Below are 20,498 nucleotides of genomic sequence, written 5' to 3' on the forward strand. Positions count from 1 at the left end.
TTCTCTTAAAGCATCACACCAATGCGAAATTAGAAGCAAAGTGCAGTACCCAAGCACTCTTCAAGACATTCACGAACATCCTTGCGAGCACCAAGCAAAACCGCTATTACAAGGGCCAAAAACAGCAGTAGTGCAATAATAATCTCAACAAGACTTACGGTACAATGTTTTTTGTGTCCCATGTGTTAACCCTCCATTCTATTTTATAAATAAGGGCTTTGTCATCCCCTTATATTAGACAAGTTATGACAGAGGCAAGAAGTACGTGCTGGTCAAACCCCTATTTTATCTGCAATTCCGTGAATGTCCTGCTAATTAGGGTTTCTTTCAGCTGTTTTCTAGTAGTTTGAGTGCGATTTATTTTTTGACCGTCATATAGGATGAAAGTCATGTTTATCACTTGAACTTAGTTTATCGATTGCACGAACTAACTAAGAGGTATACAATATAAAGAAAATGGTTTGTACAGAAAGGGGGAGAAAGGCGGATTCATATGAAGGCTAAAATGGTGGTTTCCTGTTTTCATTATAATGAAAGCGGGTCCAAAATATCATCTTATCTGATACTTTTCTTCAAGAAGACTATGAATCTGTCTTAAGCAACTATGAAAACACAGAGAAATTCAACCTACATTTTCATGCTTACACTCGTGGCAGCAATCGGAGGTTTGCTGTTTGGGTATGACACTGCGGTCATTTCGGGTGCAGAAAAATCCATTCAGACCTATTTGATTGAGCCGCTTGGATTGGGATCGCTTGCACATGGGGCCACGACGTCAAGCGCCTTGATTGGCTGTATCATCGGCGGCCTGATTTCCGGATTTTTTGCATCTAAATTTGGGCGCAAAAATTCCCTGATTGTGGCTGCGGTCCTTTTCTTTGTTTCCGCTTTGGGATCAGCGTACCCAGAGTTCCTTTTTTTCACCAAGGGGGATCCTACTCTTGGTTTGCTGATTACATTTAACTTCTACCGGATCATCGGCGGAATCGGGGTTGGTTTAGCCTCAGCCATAACGCCTATGTATATTGGCGAAATTGCCCCGGCGGATATACGAGGGAAGATGGTTTCCTTTAACCAATTTATGATTATTTTTGGGATGCTCGTAGTATATTTTGTCAATTGGGGAATCGCCAATGGACAAACCATCGAGTGGGTTAATGATATCGGCTGGAGATATATGTTTGCCTCCGAGGCAATACCGGCATTTGTTTTCGGAGTTTTGCTGCTGTTCGTTCCTGAAACACCTCGTTATCTAGCAATGCAGAGGCAGGATGGAAAGGCCTTGTCCGTCCTCAGTAGAATCAATGGTCCTACAGAAGCGCATTCGATTCTCGGCGAGATTAAACACAGCATCTCTTTATCTGGCAGTTTGAAAACGGAAAAGCTTTTTGCTTACGGAAAGCTGGTCATTGTGGTTGGAATCCTGCTGTCGGTCTTCCAGCAATTTGTCGGGATCAATGTTGCTCTCTATTATGCTCCGCGAATTTTTGAAAGCATGGGAGCTGCCAAGGATGCCTCCATGCTGCAAACGATTGTAATGGGACTGGTGAACGTCATCTTTACCGTTGTCGCTATTTATACGGTCGATAAGTGGGGACGCAAGCCTTTATTAATCACTGGATCGATTGGGATGGCTTTAGGGATGTTCGGTGTGGCCAGCCTGGCGTTTGCCAACGTAATCGGCATAAGCACGCTGGTGTTCATTATTATCTATACAGCGTCGTTCATGATGTCCTGGGGACCAATCTGCTGGGTGCTGATTTCGGAGATTTTCCCCAACAAAATCCGCGGGCAGGCTGTTGCCATTGCAGTCGCCGCCCAATGGGCCGCCAACTATTTTATATCCTCCACCTATCCAATGATGATGGAGTTCAGCGGCGGGATGACTTACGGATTTTATGGCCTGATGAGTGTTCTTTCCGCGCTGTTTGTCTGGAAGTGGATTCCTGAAACAAAAGGAAAGACATTGGAACAAATGGAAAAACTGTGGACAGACAAGCGTCAAAAGGAAGTTTCCTAGTTTCCATTGCTAGCTTTTTTCAATTAAATGTTTGGAAGGTGAGTGGCGACCATGAAAAAAACAGTTTATATTACGGGAGCAGACAGAGGCCTCGGCCTGGCTTTAACAAAGGTGTTCCTTCAATCTGGCTTTATCGTCTTTGCGGGCAGGTATATGAAGGATTGGCCTGAGCTTGATGAGCTGAAAACGGAAAATGGGGGGAAATTGCATCTCATCACGCTTGATGTAACCAGCCAGAAGTCCGTCGACAAGGCTGCTGCCTATATAGAGGAACAGGCAGGCCATCTGGATATTCTTATTAATAATGCCGGGATTCTGCAGGACCGGTCAGGTGACTTGTTCGGCGAGTTTCACTATGAGGATATGAGAATGCTCATGGAAGTCAATACGTTTGGACCGCTTCGAGTCTCTCAATCTGTCATTCCGCTGCTAGTAAAAGGAAATAATAAAATCCTGGCAAACATTTCGTCAGAAGCAGGGAGTCTCGCCGATTCCTGGAGACAAAAGGAGTATGGTTATTGCATGTCGAAAACTGCGCTGAATATGCAGCTGACTATCATGCAGAATCAATTGAAGGAATTTGGAGTCAAGGTCCTTGCCTTCCATCCCGGTTATGTGAAATCCTATATTTTTGGAGAGTTTAATGAGGATGCAAGTATTGATGCGATTGAATCAGCTGCTGGCATCGCCGGCCAAATATTGAGAGCGCCTTCACTCGATGAACATATGTTTATTGACTATCAAGGGAATAAAATGAACTGGTAAGGAGGAGGGGACATGGTGAAAATTGCTGCACTGCTGGGGGATTTCTATCATTCTGCACCTGAAGCAAAGGCGGGCCTGGAAGCTGCGGTTGCCAAGCTGCCCAATAAAGAGAACATACAAATCAAGTATGTGTCTCATGAACAATTATCACAGGCTCTCGATGAAAAGCCGGACTTGTTTATCAATGCGAAAATGGACCAGCTTAATCCAAAGGAAGATCCAGCACATACATGGCTGACAGAAGAATTGGATCAAAAACTTGTTAACTATGCAGAAGAGGGAGGAAGCATTCTTGCTTGGCATGCCGGCCTGGCTGGGTATCCGGTTGAATCAGGCTATATCAAGATGCTGCATGGATACTTTGACTACCATCCTCCAGGACTTCAGGAGGTCACTTATCTTCTTAAGGTTGGCGAAAAAACAGGAAACGATTCTTTCACGATTATGGATGAACAATATTTTGTAGTCTGTGATGAATGGAACACAGAAGTGGACCTATGGAGTACAGGTGTGCATGGGGATTCTCTCGCAGGCTGGAAGCATCTGTTTGGAAAAGGAAAAGTCTGCTGCTATACACCAGCACATACAAGGGAAGGAATGCTGAACAAGTATGTTAGAATGCTTCTTACTCAGAGATTCCAATGGTTGCTGGAGAAAAGCTTTAACGGATGAGGGACTGTATTCACAGTCCTTTTTTTATAGCAAGCCATTGCTGAATTATGCTGTGAATAGGCAATTAGTCTGATAGTTGTTTGAATATTCTGGATGGTAAAATAGAGAGGCAAGCATTCCATTAAAAAGGAGGGAAGAAAAAACTTTGGTTTCTTGGCTTTTCTTAGTTCAGTCGATGCACGAACTAAGTTGAGAGCCAATGTTTGCACAAATGTTCACCAATTAATCAATCGAAGGGAAGTATTAAAATGAAAAAAATGATGGGAGTGCTCTTCATTGGTTTCCTGCTGCTCGCTTCAAGCTCAATCTTTTCTGCCGTGTCTGCCAAAAAGAGCGAAAACGTAGAAATACCAGTGCTGCTCTACCATGTGGTAAAACCGAATCCAGACCCAACAAATCCTTGGCAGTTCAGCCTTGAAGAGTTTGAAAAGCATATGGCTTACCTGAAAGAGAACGGGTATCGTACACTGACGATGAAGCAGTACTTCAACATTCTCGACAAAAAGGCGGCGATGCCTTCCAAGCCAATTCTGATAACTTTTGATGATAATTCGAATGATTTCTATCCATATGTATATCCGATCCTGCAGAAATATGGAATGAAGGCGACCCAGTTCACGGTCTCCGACTGGGTCGATGGCAGCTGGAACATGACCGCTGACGAGATTCTCACGGTGATGGAAAATGGAATCGACATCGAGAACCATTCAGTGACACATCCATTCCTGGCAGAATTAAGCAAAGAGGAGCAATATGCAGAAATCAATAACGCGACCGTAGCCCTTAAAGAGCTGACTGGCAGGACAACTGAAGTATTTGCCTATCCTTATGGAAACTACAATGCCGACACGATTTCGGTTCTGAAGGAGCTTGGCTTCAAAGGTGCTTTCAAAGTCGGCGGCGGCCTAAGCACGGACAAGAGCGATCGTTACGAACTTCCGCGGATTATGATTCTTCAGGAACACACAATGGAAGACTTCATCCGGATGGTGAATACAGGCTACTAACATAAAAAAAGAAATCAGCTCTGAAAACTCGAGCTGATTTCTTTTTGTTTTAATCCATAATCGACCAGTAAGCAGGTTTTGTATTGTAATTGATATCAAATACAAATGGTGCGTCCTTGCCAACGCCATTATTGAACTCGCGTGCACGGTCGTCCAGCCAAGTGTGGTTATCAGCAATGCCCCAGAACGTGACAGAGCTGATTTTGTCGCCAAGGCGCTCGTACAATTCAAAGATTTGGTCATAGCGTTCAGCCTGGCGATCAAACTCGCTTTCTGGAATCGCATCATAAGTCGGGTAGGCAGGTCTTGGCGGCCAGCCGTACAGGCTTACGTCAAGCTCCGTTACCTGGTTGTCCAGGCCGAGGCTTGCAAATTTGTTGAAAGAATCTTCCATCTGCTGAAGGGAGGGCCAGCCAAGCTGGATGTGGGCCTGATGGCCGACTCCGTCAATTGGAACACCCTGGTCGAGCAGGTCTTTTACCAGATTATAGAGGTGGTCGCGTTTTACTTCGACTTCAGTATTATAGTCATTGATATAAAGCTTCGCATCTTTTCCGACAAAGCGGTCGGCCGTTTCAAATGCCACCTTGATATAATCTGTGCCAGTAATTTGGTACCATGGGGATTCTCGAAGGCCTTTGCCGTTCGGCGCATAATCATCAATGACTTCATTGACGACATCCCATGAGTCCACATCATCTTTATAACGTTTAACAATGGTTTTTACATGTGTTTCAACGCGCTTTAACAAAAGCTTTTTATTTTTTTCGCGCTTCTTCGGATCAGTTTCATCGACCATCTTGTTTCCTTCTTTGTCAAGGAAGAACCAATCAGGAACCTGGCTGTGCCAAATCAGCGTATGGAAACGAAGGTCCATATCGTTTTCGCGCGCAAACTTGACAATTTTGTCGGCTTCTTCAAAGTTGAACTTTCCTTCTTCTGGCTGGATGTTGATCGGTTTCATGACATTTTCCGCAACGATGCTGTTATAGTGTCTCTTTAAAACTTCTCCGCTTATGCCTTCAAGCTGGTGAGGCTCAATCGCGGCTCCGATGTTGAAGGAATCTTTATACCTTTCTTCAAGCGGCGCGGCTTCCAGGGCGCTGACCGGTGCATTGGAAGCGGCAGCTCCAGTGCCGGCTGCAGGCAGCAACAGCGCAAGGGCCAATCCTGTAATAAGTGGTTTACGTAACACTTTTAGCATTCTACCAATCTCCTTTTTTATGGTTTGAAAAGGCTACCAAAAAGAAACGTCCACAAACCTCCTTGAAAGTGTTTTAGCCAGTTATGATTTGTAAGGGTTTCCAAATCAGGCTGTACTGTATGTACCGGTAACCTGGCCTATTGCTATTATAGCAACACTAAACTTTGTTTAGCCACTAGATAAACAAAGATTTTTTATATTTTTGTATTTTCAGTAAAAAAGACCTAATTGAAATAGGAATTCATGAGTAATTTGAACCATAACCCTCTGAACATATTTATAGTGCCCGCAAACAAAAAGGGAAGCCGCAGGCATCCCTTTTGTACATCCATTATTTATCTTTGTAAACAAAATAATCAAAGTCTGCATGCAATCCTTCTCCTGATGTATCCTGGCATTGCATTCCGACAAAGGCCCCTGTGAAAAATCCGCCTCCCTGGATATAATCATCGGACAGCTTGTAAGAGTGGAAGGCATGGGGAATCCTGTCCCATTCCTTGCCATCGAATGAGTAGGAGTAAGAGTAAGTACTCGTTTCCACATCGACTCTGAGATAGACATATTCCACATCCTGGGGTATGGAAATTTCCTGCCCCAATAACGGGTGGCTGTAGCTGAAATTATCATTTGCTGTCAGGTCCAGTATTCTTCCTTTTTCCTCATGCCAGGTAATCTGGAGTGCGGTCCAGTTCTGTGTATTGTAGTAGTTTACCAGACCGGCTGCCTGCTGGAAGGATTCAGGCCTGAAGGAGACCTTCGTTTCTGCCGTAAAATTAAAATGCTGCCAGCGCCTAGCAATAAAAGCCTGGGTAAATTTCGAAGTCAGGGATTCACGGCCATATAAGCGTAAATGTCCCGGATTGTCTTTAAGCGAGACGATTTCTTCTCCCAGAGGAATTCTCAAGCTTTGAAAATGAAGATTGAGGTCTTCGGAATCGAATTCATCTTTTTCCGGATAATCCCGTTCCCAAACCACTTCTTCGATGTTCGGCCCCTGAATCTCAAGCGAAGGCTGGTTATCGCCAACCACATATGGCCAATCGTTCTTCCATTCCAGACGCTGAATCGCTGTCTCCCGGCCGAGCGGGCAGAAACCACGCGGGTCCAGAAGAGGCTGGTCTTCCCTTGGCAGCGGGCGGCCTGTCAGGTGGACCAGGAACCATTCATCCGTATGTGTCTGGACAATAGAAGCATGGCCGGCTTTCTGCAAAGGATTCCTCGGGTAAGGCATCGAGGTGATTAACGGATTTTCCGGATGTACCTCATATGGCCCCCAGAGGTCTTTTGAACGTGCAATGGTTGCCTGGTGATCGTACTTTGTGCCGCCTTCAATCGTCAATAAATAATAATAGCCATTGATTTTATACAAATGAGGCGCTTCGGTCAGCTTAACATCGGTTCCTTTGAAAATAACCTGTTTTTTGCCGACCAGCTTTTTCTCGTCGACGCTGTATTCCTGCAGAACAATACCATAAAAATTATGATGGCCGTATCGGTGGTCCCACATCATGTTGACGAAGTATTTTCTGCCATCCTCATCATGGAATAGGGAAGGGTCAAATCCCGAACTGTTCATATGAATCGGCTCGGACCATTCACCATCAATTGTGTCACAGGTAACAAGATAGTTATGGCCGTCTTTCCATTGGCCTTCCGTTACTTTTACATCAGTATAAATCAGCCAGAACTTTCCGTCGCTGTAGGAAAGGGCAGGGGCCCAGATGCCGCCCGAGTCGGGATTGCCCATCATGTTCAGCTGGCTGAGGCGGTTTAGCGGCCTTGAAACGAGACGCCAGTTTTTTAAATCCCTGGAATGGTAGATGCCGACACCGGGAAACCATTCAAAAGTGGAAACGGCAATATAGTAGTCTTCGCCCGCACGGCAAATCGAAGGATCTGGATTAAACCCTGTTAAAATAGGGTTCTGGATGGTTGACATTACATTCACCTCGAGTGATTTTATAAAAGATTACGCTTACAAACCAAGATGGGGAGGGCCATCCTGGAAAACAGATGGCCCCTAGAGGGCGGAAGCCTCGTCGCTCAGGCTGCTTTTTATAAACTGTTCCGTAGCAAAAGCGGCAACGCCTAAAGCGGCGGAATAGGCCAGCAAATCGGAGAAGCTGATTTTCAGGTCCTTTTGGCTGAACCAAAGCGTCTGATTTTCTATCCATTGGTGTATAGGGGGGATCAGCCATGTTTTGGCCGAGGCAATGCGGTTTCCGATAATCACCAGGTCCGGATTGAAGGCATGGATAATGTTATTGATTCCGACACCGAGATATCTTCCTGCCTTATCCAATACATCGAGGGCCTTGGCATCTCCTGTTTTTGCCAATTCAATGATGGTTTGCAGGGAAGCATTGTTCTCCTCCTCACCATTTTTCAGGCCAGCTGACCGTGCTTCTTGCAGTAAAAACTTTTCAGAAGCATAAAGCTCCCAGCATCCTCTGTTTCCGCATTCGCATGTTGGCCCATTTACGTCGATTGTCATATGGCCGAGCTCGCCGGAAAATCCATTATTGCCGCGATAAAGCTTACCATTTAAAATAAGGCCCACACCGATTCCAACGCCCACACTAACATAGATGATATTATCAAAGGTTTTGCCGGCACCAAATTTTTTCTCGCCGTATGCCCCTGCGTTCGCTTCGTTTTCAATAATGACAGGCACCCCATATTTTTCTTCCACCGCCGGTTTTAAATGAACATTCCGCCAGTTGAGATTTGGAGCCAGAAGGATATCATTTTCCTTATTGACAATCCCGGGAACGCCAATTCCTATTCCGACAATCCCATATGGGCTCTTTGGAGCAGCTGCAATAAGAGCATCAATAATATGGAATAATTCCATTAATATTTCATCATAGTCCAGGCCGGTGAATCCTGTCTGTTTTTCCACGCAAATATTTCCATTTAAATCTGTCAGGACACCGAGAATATAATTGACTCCCAGGTCAATTCCTACTGAATACCCTGCCAACTGGTTGAAATGCAGCATCACTGGGCGGCGTCCTCCGCTGGATTTTCCTGGCCCTGACTCATTAATCAGGTTTTCAATAATCAATTCGTTTACCAATGAAGAAACAGTTCCTTTATTCAATCCCGTTATCCCCGCGATATCTGCCCTCGAAATGGGGGAGTGCTCGATGATTTTTTCAAGAACGAGCGTTTTATTTTCCACTTTTACAACATGCTGATTCCATGTTTTATTGGCTTTCAACCGTTTCACCTCTTTCATTCTCTTTTTATAGTATAGCATGTACTTAACCTATTATATACTTAGTTTATTCGCTAGACAAACGATGTTATAACTTCTCTTTGCTGTTCACTCTTCTGGGTCAGGGAAGAGCGGTTGATATTTCCTTATCTTCCCATCATGCTATAATGATAAATATTCAGTTTATTTGAGCGACCTTCAAATTGGTTAGTTCAGGAGAAGGGGGAATGGATAAATATGGATGAGAAGTGGAAGTCTTTTTTGACCGCATTGGGCCTATCCATTCTGGCGGGCCTTTTATTCAATAGTCTCCACGTTCCGCTGCCCTGGCTTTTAGGATCGCTATTGGCGGTGTCGGCCGGGCAGATTGTGGCGAAAACATCATTTTATATGCCTCGCTGGCTTTTTACCGCTGCTTTGCTTATATTAGGCTATATGTTGGGAGCTGCCTTTACAAAGGAAGCCGCTGTGCAGGTGGTCAGACACTTCCCTTTCATGCTGGCCGGAACCATCCTTACGCTTGCCATTTCCATCGGGCTCGGCCTGGTGACAGCCCGCAGTGCCAAACTTGATCTTGAGAGCGCGGTCCTGGGGAGTGTGCCCGGCGGGCTGGCGCAAATGCTGGTCATCAGCCGGGAAATGAAGGGGATCAACCAGACCATCGTGGTCTTTTTACAAGTGATTCGCCTTTTATCCGTTGTCCTATTGGTACCGTTTTTAACAGTATATGGAATCGAGAGCAGCCATGAGGGATCCCAGGCGCTGCTGCCTACTGGGGAGAATGCCGGATTGCTACGGTATATGGGGTATATCTTGGCCGCTTTACTAGGGTACATCGCAGCGAAACAGGCCAAATTGCCAAACAGCATCCTCACCGGCCCACTTATTGGTGTCGCCCTTGTCTCGATTGTGGGCGGCGGGCATGCACCAGAACTGCCGCCGCTGGTCATTGTGCTTTCCCAGATTGTAATGGGAATTAACCTCGGACTGAATGTTCATCCGCAAATGCTTGGAAATATCCGCAAATTTGGCCTCGTTTCGATTGGAGGCAGTGTACTGCTGGTTGTTGCCTCATTGCTGATTGCCCTGGCCTTGGTCTCTGTCACCTCCATGGGACTGGCGACGGCCTTCCTTGGCATGGCACCGGGCGGCATTGCTGAAATGGGGTTGACCGCTGCCGTCGTTAAGGCTGATTTGTCGATGGTAAGCGGCTACCAATTGTTCAGGCTATTGTTTATCTTGTTTATTGTTGTTCCGCTTTTGCAACGGTGGATAAAGAAGAGACAGAAGCAGAAAATCAGAGCCGGAATTGCCCGGACACCATGAAATGACTCAAAGGAGTTTTGTCCATGAAAACCGAAAAACAAAAAATGATGAATGGTGAAATGTATAATCCGGCCGATCCGGAACTGGTTAAGGACCGTGAAAATGCAAGGCGGCAAGTCCGTCTTTTCAACCAATCGCTGGAGACAGAAACCGAAACAAGGGCAAATCTCCTTAAATCCTTGTTCGGTTCTACGGGAGAGAACATTAACATTGAACCCTCCTTCCGATGTGATTACGGCTACAATATTCACACAGGTGAAAACTTTTATGCCAACTTTGACTGCATCATCCTTGATGTATGTGAAGTCCGTTTCGGGGACAATTGCATGCTGGCACCTGGCGTACATATATACACGGCGACACACCCGCTGCACCCTGATGTAAGGAATTCAGGTCGCGAGTATGGAAAGCCGGTGATTATTGGGAACAATGTCTGGATCGGCGGGGGAGCCATTATCAATCCGGGAGTAAGGATCGGCGATAATGCTGTCATTGCTTCAGGGGCGGTCGTCACCAAGGATGTTCCGGAAAATGTTGTGGTCGGCGGGAATCCGGCGAAAATCATCAGGCAAATTGATATCTAAGTTAAAAATTCCTGCTTCCGAGGTGAAGCCGGGATTTTTTATGTCAATGAATGTGACACGAAAGGCGGCTGTCGGGCAAGTCGCAAAATATAATGCTTGCAATAAGGTGGAGTTCATGGTAACTTTAATCCATACTTAACCAATCGGAATAATTAAAATTGAAACCCGTCCTAAAAAGGCACAAGGAGGAAATCATCATGCACGAAAGATTCCCGGTGATTAGTGGAGCAGAGTCGCTTTATATAGAAGGAAATGAAATAGGCATATTGATTTCCCATGGGTTCCTTGGAACGCCCCAAAGTGTAAGGTTCCTCGGTGAGAAGCTCGCCAATTATGGATATACAGTTTCCGCTCCAAGGTTGAAGGGCCACGGCACAAGCTATCTGGATATTGAGAAATGCACGGAGGAAGACTGGTTTGCCTCGTTGGAAAAGGCGTACCTGGACCTGAAAAAGCGGTGCAAGACCATATTCGTGATGGGCCAATCCATGGGTGGAGCTTTAACCTTGTGGCTGGCCAGCAAGTATCGTGAAATAGACGGTATCATTTTAATCAATGCAGCATTAAGTCTTCCATCGTACGAGTATTTAAGAAATGCAGCTTCGCCAAGGTACCTTGGTGAAGGGAAGCCGGATATAAAGGCTGAGAATGTATTTGAAATCACCTATGATAAAGTTCCGTTAAAAGCGATCCATCAGCTGCAAAATATTATGGATAAGACGCCGGCTGTGCTGGCCCAAGTTCATTGCCCGGTATTGGCAATCAAGTCGGCGGTCGACAATGTCGTCCCGCCCAAAAACACCGACTATATTATGGGGAATATTAAATCAACTACAAAGAAAATGATTGTTTTGCAAAACTCTTACCATGTTGCGAGCATGGACAATGACAAGGAGCAAATTGCCGAGGAAACCCACATGTTCATGCAGCAGCGGATTGCCCGGATTGTGAAGGCATAGGGAGAATGGAAAAAGAAGCAAGGCAGCTGGCTTGCTTCTTTTTGCTGTTAATTCAATTTTATCGGTGTATTTAAATCATACGAATCACGGTAGGAGCGATAGGAGACGAATGGCTCTCCATTCGCATAGCCATCGAGCTGCAAGACGCGGGAACCATTAGTTTCCAAATAGAAATTTTCATTTCCAGCCTGCAGCTTGTAAAATGAATAGCTGATGCCAAGCAGCTCCTTTTTGCTGACTTGTGTGTCTGGATGGGTTCTGATAAAATCCGCCAGCTGCTGTACGGTCGCGGAAGGGATATCCGCCAGCTGGTAGTAGGCTTCCTTTATGTTGGCTTTGACTTTGCTCACTGCGTTCATCGCTTTGTCTTTTAGTTTGTTTTTATTTTTACCCATTTGATCACTCCTCAGTTCTCTGTTTATTAAGCATATTTCCCAGGAACAGGGAGATTAAACGAAAAAGCTTTTTCCAGGACTTTTCCTGTATTCACCTATAGGCCCGGGGATGACAATGATGTCTAGTTCCTGATTGTTATTTTTGTAGTTAGCATCTATCATGGATACATAGTAACGGAAGAGGTTGAGAAAGATGAATCAAAAAATTCTCCCTGCTTGTTCAAATATGAAGGATTTTGAGCGCTTCTTAACAAGCCCTTATGAATTAGGCGTATTTCTCGAGATGCATGTCGCCCAGCTGAAGAATGTAAGTGCCATGGCCGAGGCGCATGGCAAGAAGATGCTTTACCATGTCGACATGATCCAGGGCATCAAAAGTGATGATTACTCCACCGAATTTATCTGCCAGGAGTACAAGCCATATGGATTGATTTCAACTAAATCCAATGTCATTCTAAAGGCAAGGCAGAAAGGAATCCTGGCCGTACAAAGGGTATTTTTGCTTGATTCACATGCACTGGAGAAAAGCTATAAGCTGATTAAAAAAACACAGCCTGACTTTATCGAAGTCCTCCCTGGGGCAATGCCTCATTTGATTGCGGAAGTGAGGGAAGTGGCGGGGATTCCCCTTTTCGCCGGGGGGTTCATCCGCAGCGTGGAAGATGTGGAAAATGCCTTAAATGCTGGTGCCGTTGCAGTCACCACATCGCAAAAGGATATTTGGAAGTATTACTCGTAGGCAGAATTCTTTATTGGCATGCTGTAAAAAGAAAATATAAGGCAAAACCGTTTACAGCGCTTTCAAAATTATTTATACTGCAGGTAACAAGTTAAGAAACGTGAAGGAGATGGGGAGATTCACACAGACACGCCAGATTTTTTGAGCGCCTGCTGTGAACTTCCCATTCTTTTTTGCCAGGGTCAGGCACACGTCAGTGGTGTAACGCTTTACTGTACGTGGGGTCAGGCACCCGTTAGTGGGGGAAAGCTTTAATGCGGGGGAGGATTTTTTGTGGAGAAGTTTATTTTATCTTTGGATCAGGGGACGACTAGTACGAGGGCGATTCTGATTAACAAAGCGGGGGAGATTGCTCATATGGCCCAGAAGGAGTTCACGCAGCATTTCCCTAAGCCGGGCTGGGTGGAGCATAGTGCGAGCGAGATTTGGGGCTCCGTTCTGGCTGTCATCGCCGGTGTCTTATCTGAATCAAATGTTAGGCCGGAGCAGATAGCGGGAATAGGCATAACAAACCAGCGGGAAACCACGGTGGTATGGGATAAGGTAACCGGGGTTCCCGTCTATAATGCCATTGTCTGGCAATCGCGGCAGACAAGCACAATATGCGATGAGCTGAAAGATAAAGGCTACAATGACCTTTTCAGGGAAAAAACAGGACTGCTGATTGACGCCTATTTCTCCGGTACAAAAGTAAAGTGGATCCTTGACAATGTAGAGGGTGCGAGACAAAAGGCTGAAGAGGGAAAGCTGCTTTTCGGTACGGTCGATACATGGCTCATTTGGAAGCTTTCTGGGGGCAGTGCGCATGTTACGGACTATAGCAATGCATCCAGGACGCTGATGTTCAACATTTACGACTTAAAATGGGATCAAGAACTTTTGGACATTTTGGGTATTCCTGCTTCCATGCTTCCTGAAGTAAGGCCATCTTCTGAAGTTTATGCAAAAACGGTGGCTTACCACTTTTTTGGCAAGGAAGTCCCGATTGCCGGCGCCGCTGGTGACCAGCAGGCTGCACTATTCGGCCAAGCCTGCTTTGAAGAAGGCATGGCCAAAAATACGTATGGCACGGGCTGCTTTATGCTGATGAACACTGGTGAAAAGGCGGTTCGGTCGGATCATGGCCTTTTAACGACCCTTGCCTGGGGCTTGAATGGCAAAGTCAACTATGCTCTTGAAGGGAGCATATTCATAGCCGGCTCAGCGATCCAATGGCTGCGGGACGGGCTGAGGATGCTGAAGAGCGCCAAAGACAGTGAAGGATATGCCGACAAAGTCCAATCAACGGAGGGAGTCTATGTTGTTCCGGCCTTTGTCGGGCTAGGAACTCCCTACTGGGACAGCGATGTGCGGGGAGCGGTTTTCGGATTGACCCGCGGGACCAGCAAAGAGCATTTCGTCCGTGCCACTTTGGAATCACTGGCCTACCAGACAAAGGATGTTTTAGCGGCAATGGAGGCCGATGCTGGACTTGAACTGAAGACTCTTCGTGTCGACGGCGGTGCGGTCCGGAATAATTTCCTGATGAAATTCCAGAGCGACATTCTGAATGTTCCCGTCGAAAGGCCGGTTGTCAGTGAAACAACGGCTTTGGGAGCTGCCTATCTGGCAGGCCTTGCCGTTGGGTTTTGGGAAAGCAAGGAGGAAATCGCTGCCCAGTGGGCCATTGACACAGCCTTTGAAGCTAGCATGCCGGAGGAAGAACGCAACAGACTGTATGACGGCTGGCAAAAAGCGGTGAAGGCTGCAATGGCATTCAAATAAGCGGAACACAAATATTTCATTTTATTGAAAAATCTGATACACTATTAATAAGTTAATAAATCGGCAGGAGATCTGGAGAGACCGCAAAGCATTACCGCTAGTAAGGTAATGTTCTTTGCGGTCTCTTTTCCTGTTCAAGGAGGAAATAATGTGTTTACAAATCTAAAACGCACCAAAATCATTTCCCATTTAAAACAGAATACATTTGATTTGCTCGTAATCGGCGGAGGAATCACCGGCGCTGGAATCGCCTTGGATGCGGCGACACGCGGAATCAAAACAGCCATTGTCGATATGCAGGATTTTGCAGCAGGTACATCAAGCCGCTCAACCAAACTTGTTCACGGCGGCCTTCGATATCTAAAGCAATTGGACATCAAGGTAGTGGCCGAAGTGGGCAAGGAAAGGGCGATAGTTTATGAAAACGGTCCGCATGTAACAACCCCTGAATGGATGCTGCTGCCTTTCCACAAGGGAGGCACATTCGGCAGCTTCTCCACCTCGATTGGCCTAAAGGTGTACGATTTCCTGGCGGGGGTCAAAAAAAGTGAACGCCGGAAAATGCTGTCCAGGGAGGAAACGCTTCAGAGAGAGCCGCTTGTAAAAAAGCAGGGACTAAAAGGCGGAGGCTATTATGTAGAGTACCGCACCGACGATGCAAGGCTGACGATGGAAGTCATGAAAGCTGCGGTTGCAAACGGAGCCGCGGCACTAAACTATTCCAAGGCAGAGGAACTGATTATCGAGAATGGCGTGCTGACGGGAGTGGTTGTGAAAGACCAGCTGACGGGGGAGGAATACCGGGTACAGGCCAGGAAGATTATCAATGCAGCAGGTCCCTGGGTCGATACGATTCGAGAGAAGGATGGATCCAGGAAAGGCAAGACATTAATTTTGTCCAAAGGGGTCCATATTGTCATCGACCAGTCCCGGTTTCCGCTTAAACAGGCTGTTTATTTTGATACTCCTGACAAGAGGATGGTGTTTGCCATTCCAAGGAATGGAAAAACCTATGTTGGCACCACGGATACTTTTTACGATCAGGATAAAGCCGATCCAAAGATGACCCGGAGCGATATGGATTATTTAATCAATGCGATTAATTATATGTTCCCTGATGTAAAGGCCTCCCAGGGAGATGTGGAGTCGAGCTGGGCTGGAATCAGGCCACTCATTCATGAGGAAGGAAAAGGACCTTCGGAAATCTCGCGGAAAGATGAAATTTGGGAATCACATACTGGGCTTATCACCATTGCCGGCGGAAAATTGACCGGTTACAGGAAAATGGCTGAAACCATTGTAGATCTTGTGGCGAAGAAGCTTCAAGCAGAAGAAGGCAAGAGTTATCCGCCAGCGCGAACGAAGCAACTACCGATATCGGGAGGAGATTTCGGCGGGTCCGGGAAGTTTGCGGCATTCATTGAATCCGCCACAGTCCAAGGCATGGAGGCTGGATTTTCAAAAGAGGAGGCCAAGCACCTTGCCGCCTTCTACGGCTCGAACGCAACTGCTGTTTTTGACTTGGCGAGCCGGGGACGACCAGACGTTGAGAATTACTCCATCCCATTGGGCACCTATGCCAAACTCGTGTATGCCATAGAGCAGGAATGGGCCGCTACCCTTGTTGATTTTTATTTTAGAAGAACTGGGGACCTGCTGTTTGATATTGAAAATGTCCGCCTGACAAGGGAAGCTGTCACAGCATATATGGCAGATGCATTTAATTGGACGGCAGCCGAAATAGAAAAACATGTGAATGAACTGGAGGAGGAAATGCACAAAGCCACTACTCCTGAAGAATGACCATAAACTTGCTGATTGGAGTCAATCATCTTAAAAAGATATTAATATGCAATTCGTTAGATAAAACCCCCGTTCCTGCTAAAAATGGGGGTTTTTAATGGCCTTATGAGAAGGCGGAATTCAATTTGAATTTTTTGCATAACCGTGCCTGTAACTGGATGACGCGTTCAAATTGCCGCGAATGGATACCAGGATAAGCCCTGCGGTTAGCAAAACTAGATTAAATAAAATAACACCTGTCCAGTTGAAGTGATCCCAAAAGAAACCTCCAATGGATCCAACAATCGAAGACCCAAGATAGTAGAAGAGCAAATATAGCGAAGAAGCTTGGGCCGTGTGTTTCTCAGCATTTTCGGCTACAAGAGAGCTGGCAATCGAGTGACTCGCAAAAAAGCCAAAGGTAAAAACGGAAAGACCAAGCAGTTTCAAGGCCAGGTACGGAAATAAAGTGAATGCGGTACCTGTTATCGTAATAACAAAGGACAATTTTAAAGCCGGTATTGAGCCAATTTGGTTTGCTTTCTTTCCTATATAGATGGAACTGAATGTCCCGAATAAATAAACGATAAAAATAAAGCCGATCACGGTCTGGCTTAGACTATAGGGAGGGTTGGTCAACAGGAAGCCAATATAGTTGTACATTGAGACAAAGCTGCCCATTAACAGGAAACCCAGTACAAACAGGGAGTTTAAATGTTTATTTGCCAGATGAAATTTATACGCCTTCCACATGGAGCTCCACTCTGGTTTTTTGCCTGTAATCCGCTGCTGTGTGGGAAGGGTGCGCCAAAACACCAGACTTAAAATCAAGGTGGCAGTTCCAATCAATGCAAAGGAAATTCTCCATGTGAACAAATCGGTCAAAACGCCGGTTAAAATCCTCCCAGACATACCGCCAATACTCGAACCGGCAATATAAAAGCCCATGATCATGGTGGTATTCAGCGGATTGAAGCTCCTGCCTATATAGGCCATCGCAATTGAAGGGACTCCCGCAACGAAAATGCCAAGCAGTGCTCTCAAAAGCAACAGTGTATAAAAATTGGGACTTGCTGCAGAAAGTATTCCCATTAGAGATGTGAGAATCATGGAAGCAACCATGATTTTTTTCAACCCGACAAAATCAGCGAAAGAACCTGCTGCCAACAATGTGAACGCAAGAAACCCAGTTGACAGTGACAGAGTTAAACTTGCAGCCGGAGCCGAAACACCAAATTCTTCCGCAAAAAGGGGCATTGTCGGCTGCGTAGTGTAAATCATCATAAAAGGTACCAAACCAGCAATGAACAGAGCAATCCTCGCACGCCTATATTCCACAGTCGCAGGTTCAATATACGCCATATCACAACCCCCATTTCATAATCTCTTTACCCTACTAAAGAGGGTCAGGCACCCTCTGGTGCGTTAATGCATTGAGGGTCAGGCACTCTTTTGTAAGTTCCCGTACTAAAGCGAGAGCAGGAGCGAGGTCTAATTGGAGACGGAGGGGTGAGGCTGTTTGATGTACCTCTGTCCCGCCGTCTTTTATACTAAAGTTTTTTCTTTTTTTAATAGGCTGTCCACGCTTTGTGGGATAACAGGAAAATCCAAAACAAACGTAGTTCCATTTTCACTGCTTGCTGCCTGGATGCTTCCGTTATGATTTTCGACAATTTTACGTGAAACGGATAAGCCAAGCCCTGTGCCTTCATCTCTAGTAGTATAGAATGGTTCGAAAATATGGGAGAGGGCCGGAGCGGGAATTCCTTTGCCATTATCATGAAACACAAATTGGACCCGAGATTCAAGCAGCTTTGTTGAAACTTTTATTCTTAATGCTGCTGCGCCTTTGGCCTGTAATGAGTTCTGAAAGAGGTTAATGAAAACCTGCAGCAGCTCCTCACGATTACAGAGGATGGATAAATCACTCGTTTCGGGGTCTATTACGATATCCATTTCTACATTATGCAGCAATGCCTCACTATTTAGAAACTTAAAGAGATAGCCTAGTAAAAACTCATTCACCCGTATTGGCTCAACAGCTCGAAAAGAAGGTTTTGCTATGCTAAGGAAGTCGGAGATAATTTTATTGGCGCGATCAATCTCCGGGATCAATACATTGGAAAACAGCCTTGCTGTGCTATCTTCCATATCTGTTTTCAAAAATTGCAAGTAGCCTCTGACCGTCGTCAACGGATTCCTGATTTCATGTGCAATACCCGCAGCAATCCGCCCGGCTAGAGCTTCCTTTTCTGCCTCTTTTATTTTTTCTTCCATTAGATAGCGATCAGTGATGTCCCTGAATTGGCCAAAAGCTCCCACCACTTTTTCTCCCTCATAGATGGGCTGCGCGTCTAATAGGAAAATGATTTTGTCCCCATTTTTATTAATGTAATGAACTTCCTCATTTTCAAACTTCAATTCAAGCTCGAGTACTTGTTTGCAGTACTCACCGGGAAGAGCCATATTATAAATGCTCCTCCCAATAATTGAACCTTTTTTTCGGTTGAAAATTTCTCGGGCGAATTCGTTAAACTCGAGAATGAATCCTTTTTCGTCGGTAATGACAATCCCTTTTCGAGATGTGCTTAAAAGGATTTGATTCAACATATTCAATTTCCGGTTTTGACTTCGAAGGAGCAGTTCGCGCTCAATGGATTCTACCACCTGGGCCAACATGGTGAGCAGCATTGGGTTTTGGAACGATATAGGAGTCATGATACTGATGGTGCCCAGCAGTTGTTCTTCATCCGTATAATGAAAAGCGGCTCCATAACATGCTATATCGTGAAGGCACTCATGATAATGGTTTTTGCCAATCAAACTGATTGGGTGTTTTTGCTGGAGAGTTAGGTTAATGACATTTGTTCCGGCATCTTCCTCTGTAAAATGGCTGCCTATCTGAATTCCTAATTTTTCAATCGTAGACTTTATGATATCGTTGCCCGCGATATCTAACAAATATCCGTGTGAATCAGAAACAATGATTAATATCGGAGTTCCTATTAATGAATCCAGAACCTTTTTTGAAAAATAACAGACAACCGACAATATCTCGCTGTATTCTTTTCTCTTTTGAACAAGTTCATTATTTGCCATTATCTTTCGAGGTCCGGGAATTTCGTCCGGCTTCATTCCTCGTAATTTGCACTTTATTTTAGATTCGGTTATATAATAGGGTTCGTTTTCCTGCATCTAAGGACCACCTCGAAATGGGTAAAGTTTACATTCTCATTTTAACATTAGACCATGTGAAAATAATATAAATCTTTTTGCCGCATTTAAACTGGCAGTGGGATAATTTTCTATTGATTAACCAAGTAAAGGATGTTATTCTGTTTTAGCTGCTTCAGCGGCACACACAATGCAATGATCGAATCACTTTGACCGAAACATTTTTTAAAAAAGTATTGACGAAGTTGAGATGACACTTTATAATAAGATTCTGTCGCTGATGACGACATTGAAATGAATTGTTCTTTGAAAACTAAACAAACAAGCGTCAACAAACAATATTATCGTGTTTCTTCTATATAATAGAGATTCACGAGCCAACGTTTTAAATTATGAGCTTACTCATACTCTTTATTGGAGAGTTTGATCCTGGCTCAGGACGAACGCTGGCGGCGTGCCTAATACATGCAAGTCGAGCGGATCTTCGGGAGCTTGCTCCCGATGGTCAGCGGCGGACGGGTGAGTAACACGTGGGCAACCTGCCTGTAAGACTGGGATAACTCCGGGAAACCGGGGCTAATACCGGATAATTCATTCCCTCACATGAGGGAATGCTGAAAGACGGCTCCGGCTGTCACTTACAGATGGGCCCGCGGCGCATTAGCTAGTTGGTGAGGTAACGGCTCACCAAGGCCACGATGCGTAGCCGACCTGAGAGGGTGATCGGCCACACTGGGACTGAGACACGGCCCAGACTCCTACGGGAGGCAGCAGTAGGGAATCTTCCGCAATGGACGAAAGTCTGACGGAGCAACGCCGCGTGAGCGAAGAAGGCCTTCGGGTCGTAAAGCTCTGTTGTCAGGGAAGAACAAGTACCGGAGTAACTG

Annotated in this window: 17 protein-coding genes and 1 rRNA gene; 11 read left to right on the forward strand and 7 right to left on the reverse strand. The window is 45.5% G+C overall.

Annotation, left to right across the window (positions count from 1 at the left end; translation table 11 throughout):
- Window positions 1-29: 29 nt before the first annotated feature.
- The gene (locus WQ57_RS26775; RefSeq protein WP_156183190.1) at window positions 30-182 is read right to left on the reverse strand and encodes a hypothetical protein; all 153 of its coding nucleotides are present in this window, start codon (window positions 180-182) and stop codon (window positions 30-32) included.
- Between the two features lie 422 nt (window positions 183-604).
- Between WQ57_RS26775 and xylE the strand changes: the two genes are divergently transcribed.
- The 4 genes from xylE (at window position 605) to WQ57_RS20020 (ending at window position 4,464) form a co-directional block, all read left to right on the forward strand.
- Window positions 605-2,020 carry a D-xylose transporter XylE gene (gene xylE / locus WQ57_RS20005; protein WP_046525543.1) on the forward strand — a complete coding sequence of 472 codons (1,416 nt, stop codon included), beginning with the start codon at window positions 605-607 and terminating at the stop codon, window positions 2,018-2,020.
- A 51-nt stretch (window positions 2,021-2,071) separates the two neighbouring features.
- The gene (locus tag WQ57_RS20010; protein WP_046525544.1) at window positions 2,072-2,785 is read left to right on the forward strand and encodes an SDR family NAD(P)-dependent oxidoreductase; all 714 of its coding nucleotides are present in this window, start codon (window positions 2,072-2,074) and stop codon (window positions 2,783-2,785) included.
- Window positions 2,786-2,797: 12 nt separating this feature from the next.
- Complete coding sequence (locus tag WQ57_RS20015; RefSeq protein WP_046525545.1) at window positions 2,798-3,457, forward strand: ThuA domain-containing protein; 660 nt, start codon at window positions 2,798-2,800, stop codon at window positions 3,455-3,457.
- Between the two features lie 248 nt (window positions 3,458-3,705).
- Complete coding sequence (locus WQ57_RS20020) at window positions 3,706-4,464, forward strand: polysaccharide deacetylase family protein (protein ID WP_046525546.1); 759 nt, start codon at window positions 3,706-3,708, stop codon at window positions 4,462-4,464.
- A 49-nt stretch (window positions 4,465-4,513) separates the two neighbouring features.
- On the opposite strand, the gene WQ57_RS20025 is transcribed toward WQ57_RS20020, so the two are convergent.
- The 3 genes from WQ57_RS20025 to WQ57_RS20035 form a co-directional block, all read right to left on the reverse strand.
- On the reverse strand, window positions 4,514-5,668 hold the full coding sequence (locus WQ57_RS20025) for an endo-1,4-beta-xylanase (protein WP_046525547.1): 1,155 nt from the start codon (window positions 5,666-5,668) through the stop codon (window positions 4,514-4,516).
- Between the two features lie 331 nt (window positions 5,669-5,999).
- Window positions 6,000-7,607, reverse strand: a complete 1,608-nt coding sequence (locus WQ57_RS20030) for a glycoside hydrolase family 43 protein (RefSeq protein WP_046525548.1) — start codon at window positions 7,605-7,607, stop codon at window positions 6,000-6,002.
- 81 nt (window positions 7,608-7,688) lie between these two features.
- Window positions 7,689-8,891, reverse strand: coding sequence for an ROK family transcriptional regulator (locus WQ57_RS20035; RefSeq protein WP_084820335.1), 1,203 nt, complete (start codon window positions 8,889-8,891; stop codon window positions 7,689-7,691).
- Window positions 8,892-9,125: 234 nt separating this feature from the next.
- Between WQ57_RS20035 and WQ57_RS20040 the strand changes: the two genes are divergently transcribed.
- The 3 genes from WQ57_RS20040 to WQ57_RS20050 all read left to right on the forward strand — a co-directional run bounded on the left by WQ57_RS20040 (window position 9,126) and on the right by WQ57_RS20050 (window position 11,757).
- Complete coding sequence (locus WQ57_RS20040; protein ID WP_046525549.1) at window positions 9,126-10,214, forward strand: AbrB family transcriptional regulator; 1,089 nt, start codon at window positions 9,126-9,128, stop codon at window positions 10,212-10,214.
- 23 nt (window positions 10,215-10,237) lie between these two features.
- A complete protein-coding gene (locus tag WQ57_RS20045) occupies window positions 10,238-10,798 on the forward strand; it encodes a sugar O-acetyltransferase (protein ID WP_046525550.1) in 561 nt (186 codons plus the stop codon).
- Between the two features lie 197 nt (window positions 10,799-10,995).
- Window positions 10,996-11,757 carry an alpha/beta hydrolase gene (locus tag WQ57_RS20050; protein ID WP_046525551.1) on the forward strand — a complete coding sequence of 254 codons (762 nt, stop codon included), beginning with the start codon at window positions 10,996-10,998 and terminating at the stop codon, window positions 11,755-11,757.
- Window positions 11,758-11,804: 47 nt separating this feature from the next.
- Here WQ57_RS20050 and WQ57_RS20055 read toward each other — a convergent pair whose 3' ends face one another.
- Window positions 11,805-12,152, reverse strand: coding sequence for a hypothetical protein (locus WQ57_RS20055; protein ID WP_046525552.1), 348 nt, complete (start codon window positions 12,150-12,152; stop codon window positions 11,805-11,807).
- A 193-nt stretch (window positions 12,153-12,345) separates the two neighbouring features.
- Here WQ57_RS20055 and WQ57_RS20060 point away from each other — a divergent pair, with 193 nt between their 5' ends.
- The 3 genes from WQ57_RS20060 (at window position 12,346) to WQ57_RS20070 (ending at window position 16,458) form a co-directional block, all read left to right on the forward strand.
- Window positions 12,346-12,891, forward strand: a complete 546-nt coding sequence (locus WQ57_RS20060) for a glycerol-3-phosphate responsive antiterminator (RefSeq protein ID WP_046525553.1) — start codon at window positions 12,346-12,348, stop codon at window positions 12,889-12,891.
- Window positions 12,892-13,164: 273 nt separating this feature from the next.
- Window positions 13,165-14,655 carry a glycerol kinase GlpK gene (gene glpK, locus WQ57_RS20065; protein WP_046525554.1) on the forward strand — a complete coding sequence of 497 codons (1,491 nt, stop codon included), beginning with the start codon at window positions 13,165-13,167 and terminating at the stop codon, window positions 14,653-14,655.
- A 108-nt stretch (window positions 14,656-14,763) separates the two neighbouring features.
- Window positions 14,764-16,458: a glycerol-3-phosphate dehydrogenase/oxidase gene (locus WQ57_RS20070; protein ID WP_046525555.1), complete on the forward strand. Its 1,695-nt coding sequence runs from the start codon at window positions 14,764-14,766 to the stop codon at window positions 16,456-16,458.
- 120 nt (window positions 16,459-16,578) lie between these two features.
- On the opposite strand, the gene WQ57_RS20075 is transcribed toward WQ57_RS20070, so the two are convergent.
- Window positions 16,579-17,799 (reverse strand): MFS transporter, encoded by a 1,221-nt coding sequence (locus tag WQ57_RS20075; RefSeq protein ID WP_046525556.1) that lies wholly within the window; start codon window positions 17,797-17,799, stop codon window positions 16,579-16,581.
- Between the two features lie 183 nt (window positions 17,800-17,982).
- Window positions 17,983-19,632: an ATP-binding protein gene (locus tag WQ57_RS25810; RefSeq protein ID WP_052948837.1), complete on the reverse strand. Its 1,650-nt coding sequence runs from the start codon at window positions 19,630-19,632 to the stop codon at window positions 17,983-17,985.
- 390 nt (window positions 19,633-20,022) lie between these two features.
- Here WQ57_RS25810 and WQ57_RS20085 point away from each other — a divergent pair.
- Window positions 20,023-20,498, forward strand: a 16S ribosomal RNA gene (locus tag WQ57_RS20085); the annotation flags it as partial.

This window comes from Mesobacillus campisalis (genome assembly GCF_000986785.1).
In the GTDB taxonomy this organism is placed as follows: Bacteria; Bacillota; Bacilli; order Bacillales; family Cytobacillaceae; genus Mesobacillus_B; species Mesobacillus_B campisalis.

Bases quoted from the DNA above. Each gene is read 5' to 3' on its own strand.
- WQ57_RS20025 (WP_046525547.1), bottom strand. From the start codon at position 5,668: ATGCTAAAAGTGTTACGTAAACCACTTATTACAGGATTGGCCCTTGCG.
- WQ57_RS20075 (WP_046525556.1), bottom strand. From the start codon at position 17,799: ATGGCGTATATTGAACCTGCGACTGTGGAATATAGGCGTGCGAGGATT.
- WQ57_RS20050 (WP_046525551.1), top strand. From the start codon at position 10,996: ATGCACGAAAGATTCCCGGTGATTAGTGGAGCAGAGTCGCTTTATATA.
- WQ57_RS20015 (WP_046525545.1), top strand. From the start codon at position 2,798: ATGGTGAAAATTGCTGCACTGCTGGGGGATTTCTATCATTCTGCACCT.
- WQ57_RS20055 (WP_046525552.1), bottom strand. From the start codon at position 12,152: ATGGGTAAAAATAAAAACAAACTAAAAGACAAAGCGATGAACGCAGTG.
- WQ57_RS20010 (WP_046525544.1), top strand. From the start codon at position 2,072: ATGAAAAAAACAGTTTATATTACGGGAGCAGACAGAGGCCTCGGCCTG.
- WQ57_RS20070 (WP_046525555.1), top strand. From the start codon at position 14,764: ATGTTCTTTGCGGTCTCTTTTCCTGTTCAAGGAGGAAATAATGTGTTT.
- xylE (WP_046525543.1), top strand. From the start codon at position 605: ATGAAAACACAGAGAAATTCAACCTACATTTTCATGCTTACACTCGTG.
- WQ57_RS20040 (WP_046525549.1), top strand. From the start codon at position 9,126: ATGGATGAGAAGTGGAAGTCTTTTTTGACCGCATTGGGCCTATCCATT.
- WQ57_RS20030 (WP_046525548.1), bottom strand. From the start codon at position 7,607: ATGTCAACCATCCAGAACCCTATTTTAACAGGGTTTAATCCAGATCCT.
- WQ57_RS25810 (WP_052948837.1), bottom strand. From the start codon at position 19,632: ATGCAGGAAAACGAACCCTATTATATAACCGAATCTAAAATAAAGTGC.
- WQ57_RS20045 (WP_046525550.1), top strand. From the start codon at position 10,238: ATGAAAACCGAAAAACAAAAAATGATGAATGGTGAAATGTATAATCCG.
- WQ57_RS26775 (WP_156183190.1), bottom strand. From the start codon at position 182: ATGGGACACAAAAAACATTGTACCGTAAGTCTTGTTGAGATTATTATT.
- WQ57_RS20020 (WP_046525546.1), top strand. From the start codon at position 3,706: ATGAAAAAAATGATGGGAGTGCTCTTCATTGGTTTCCTGCTGCTCGCT.
- WQ57_RS20060 (WP_046525553.1), top strand. From the start codon at position 12,346: ATGAATCAAAAAATTCTCCCTGCTTGTTCAAATATGAAGGATTTTGAG.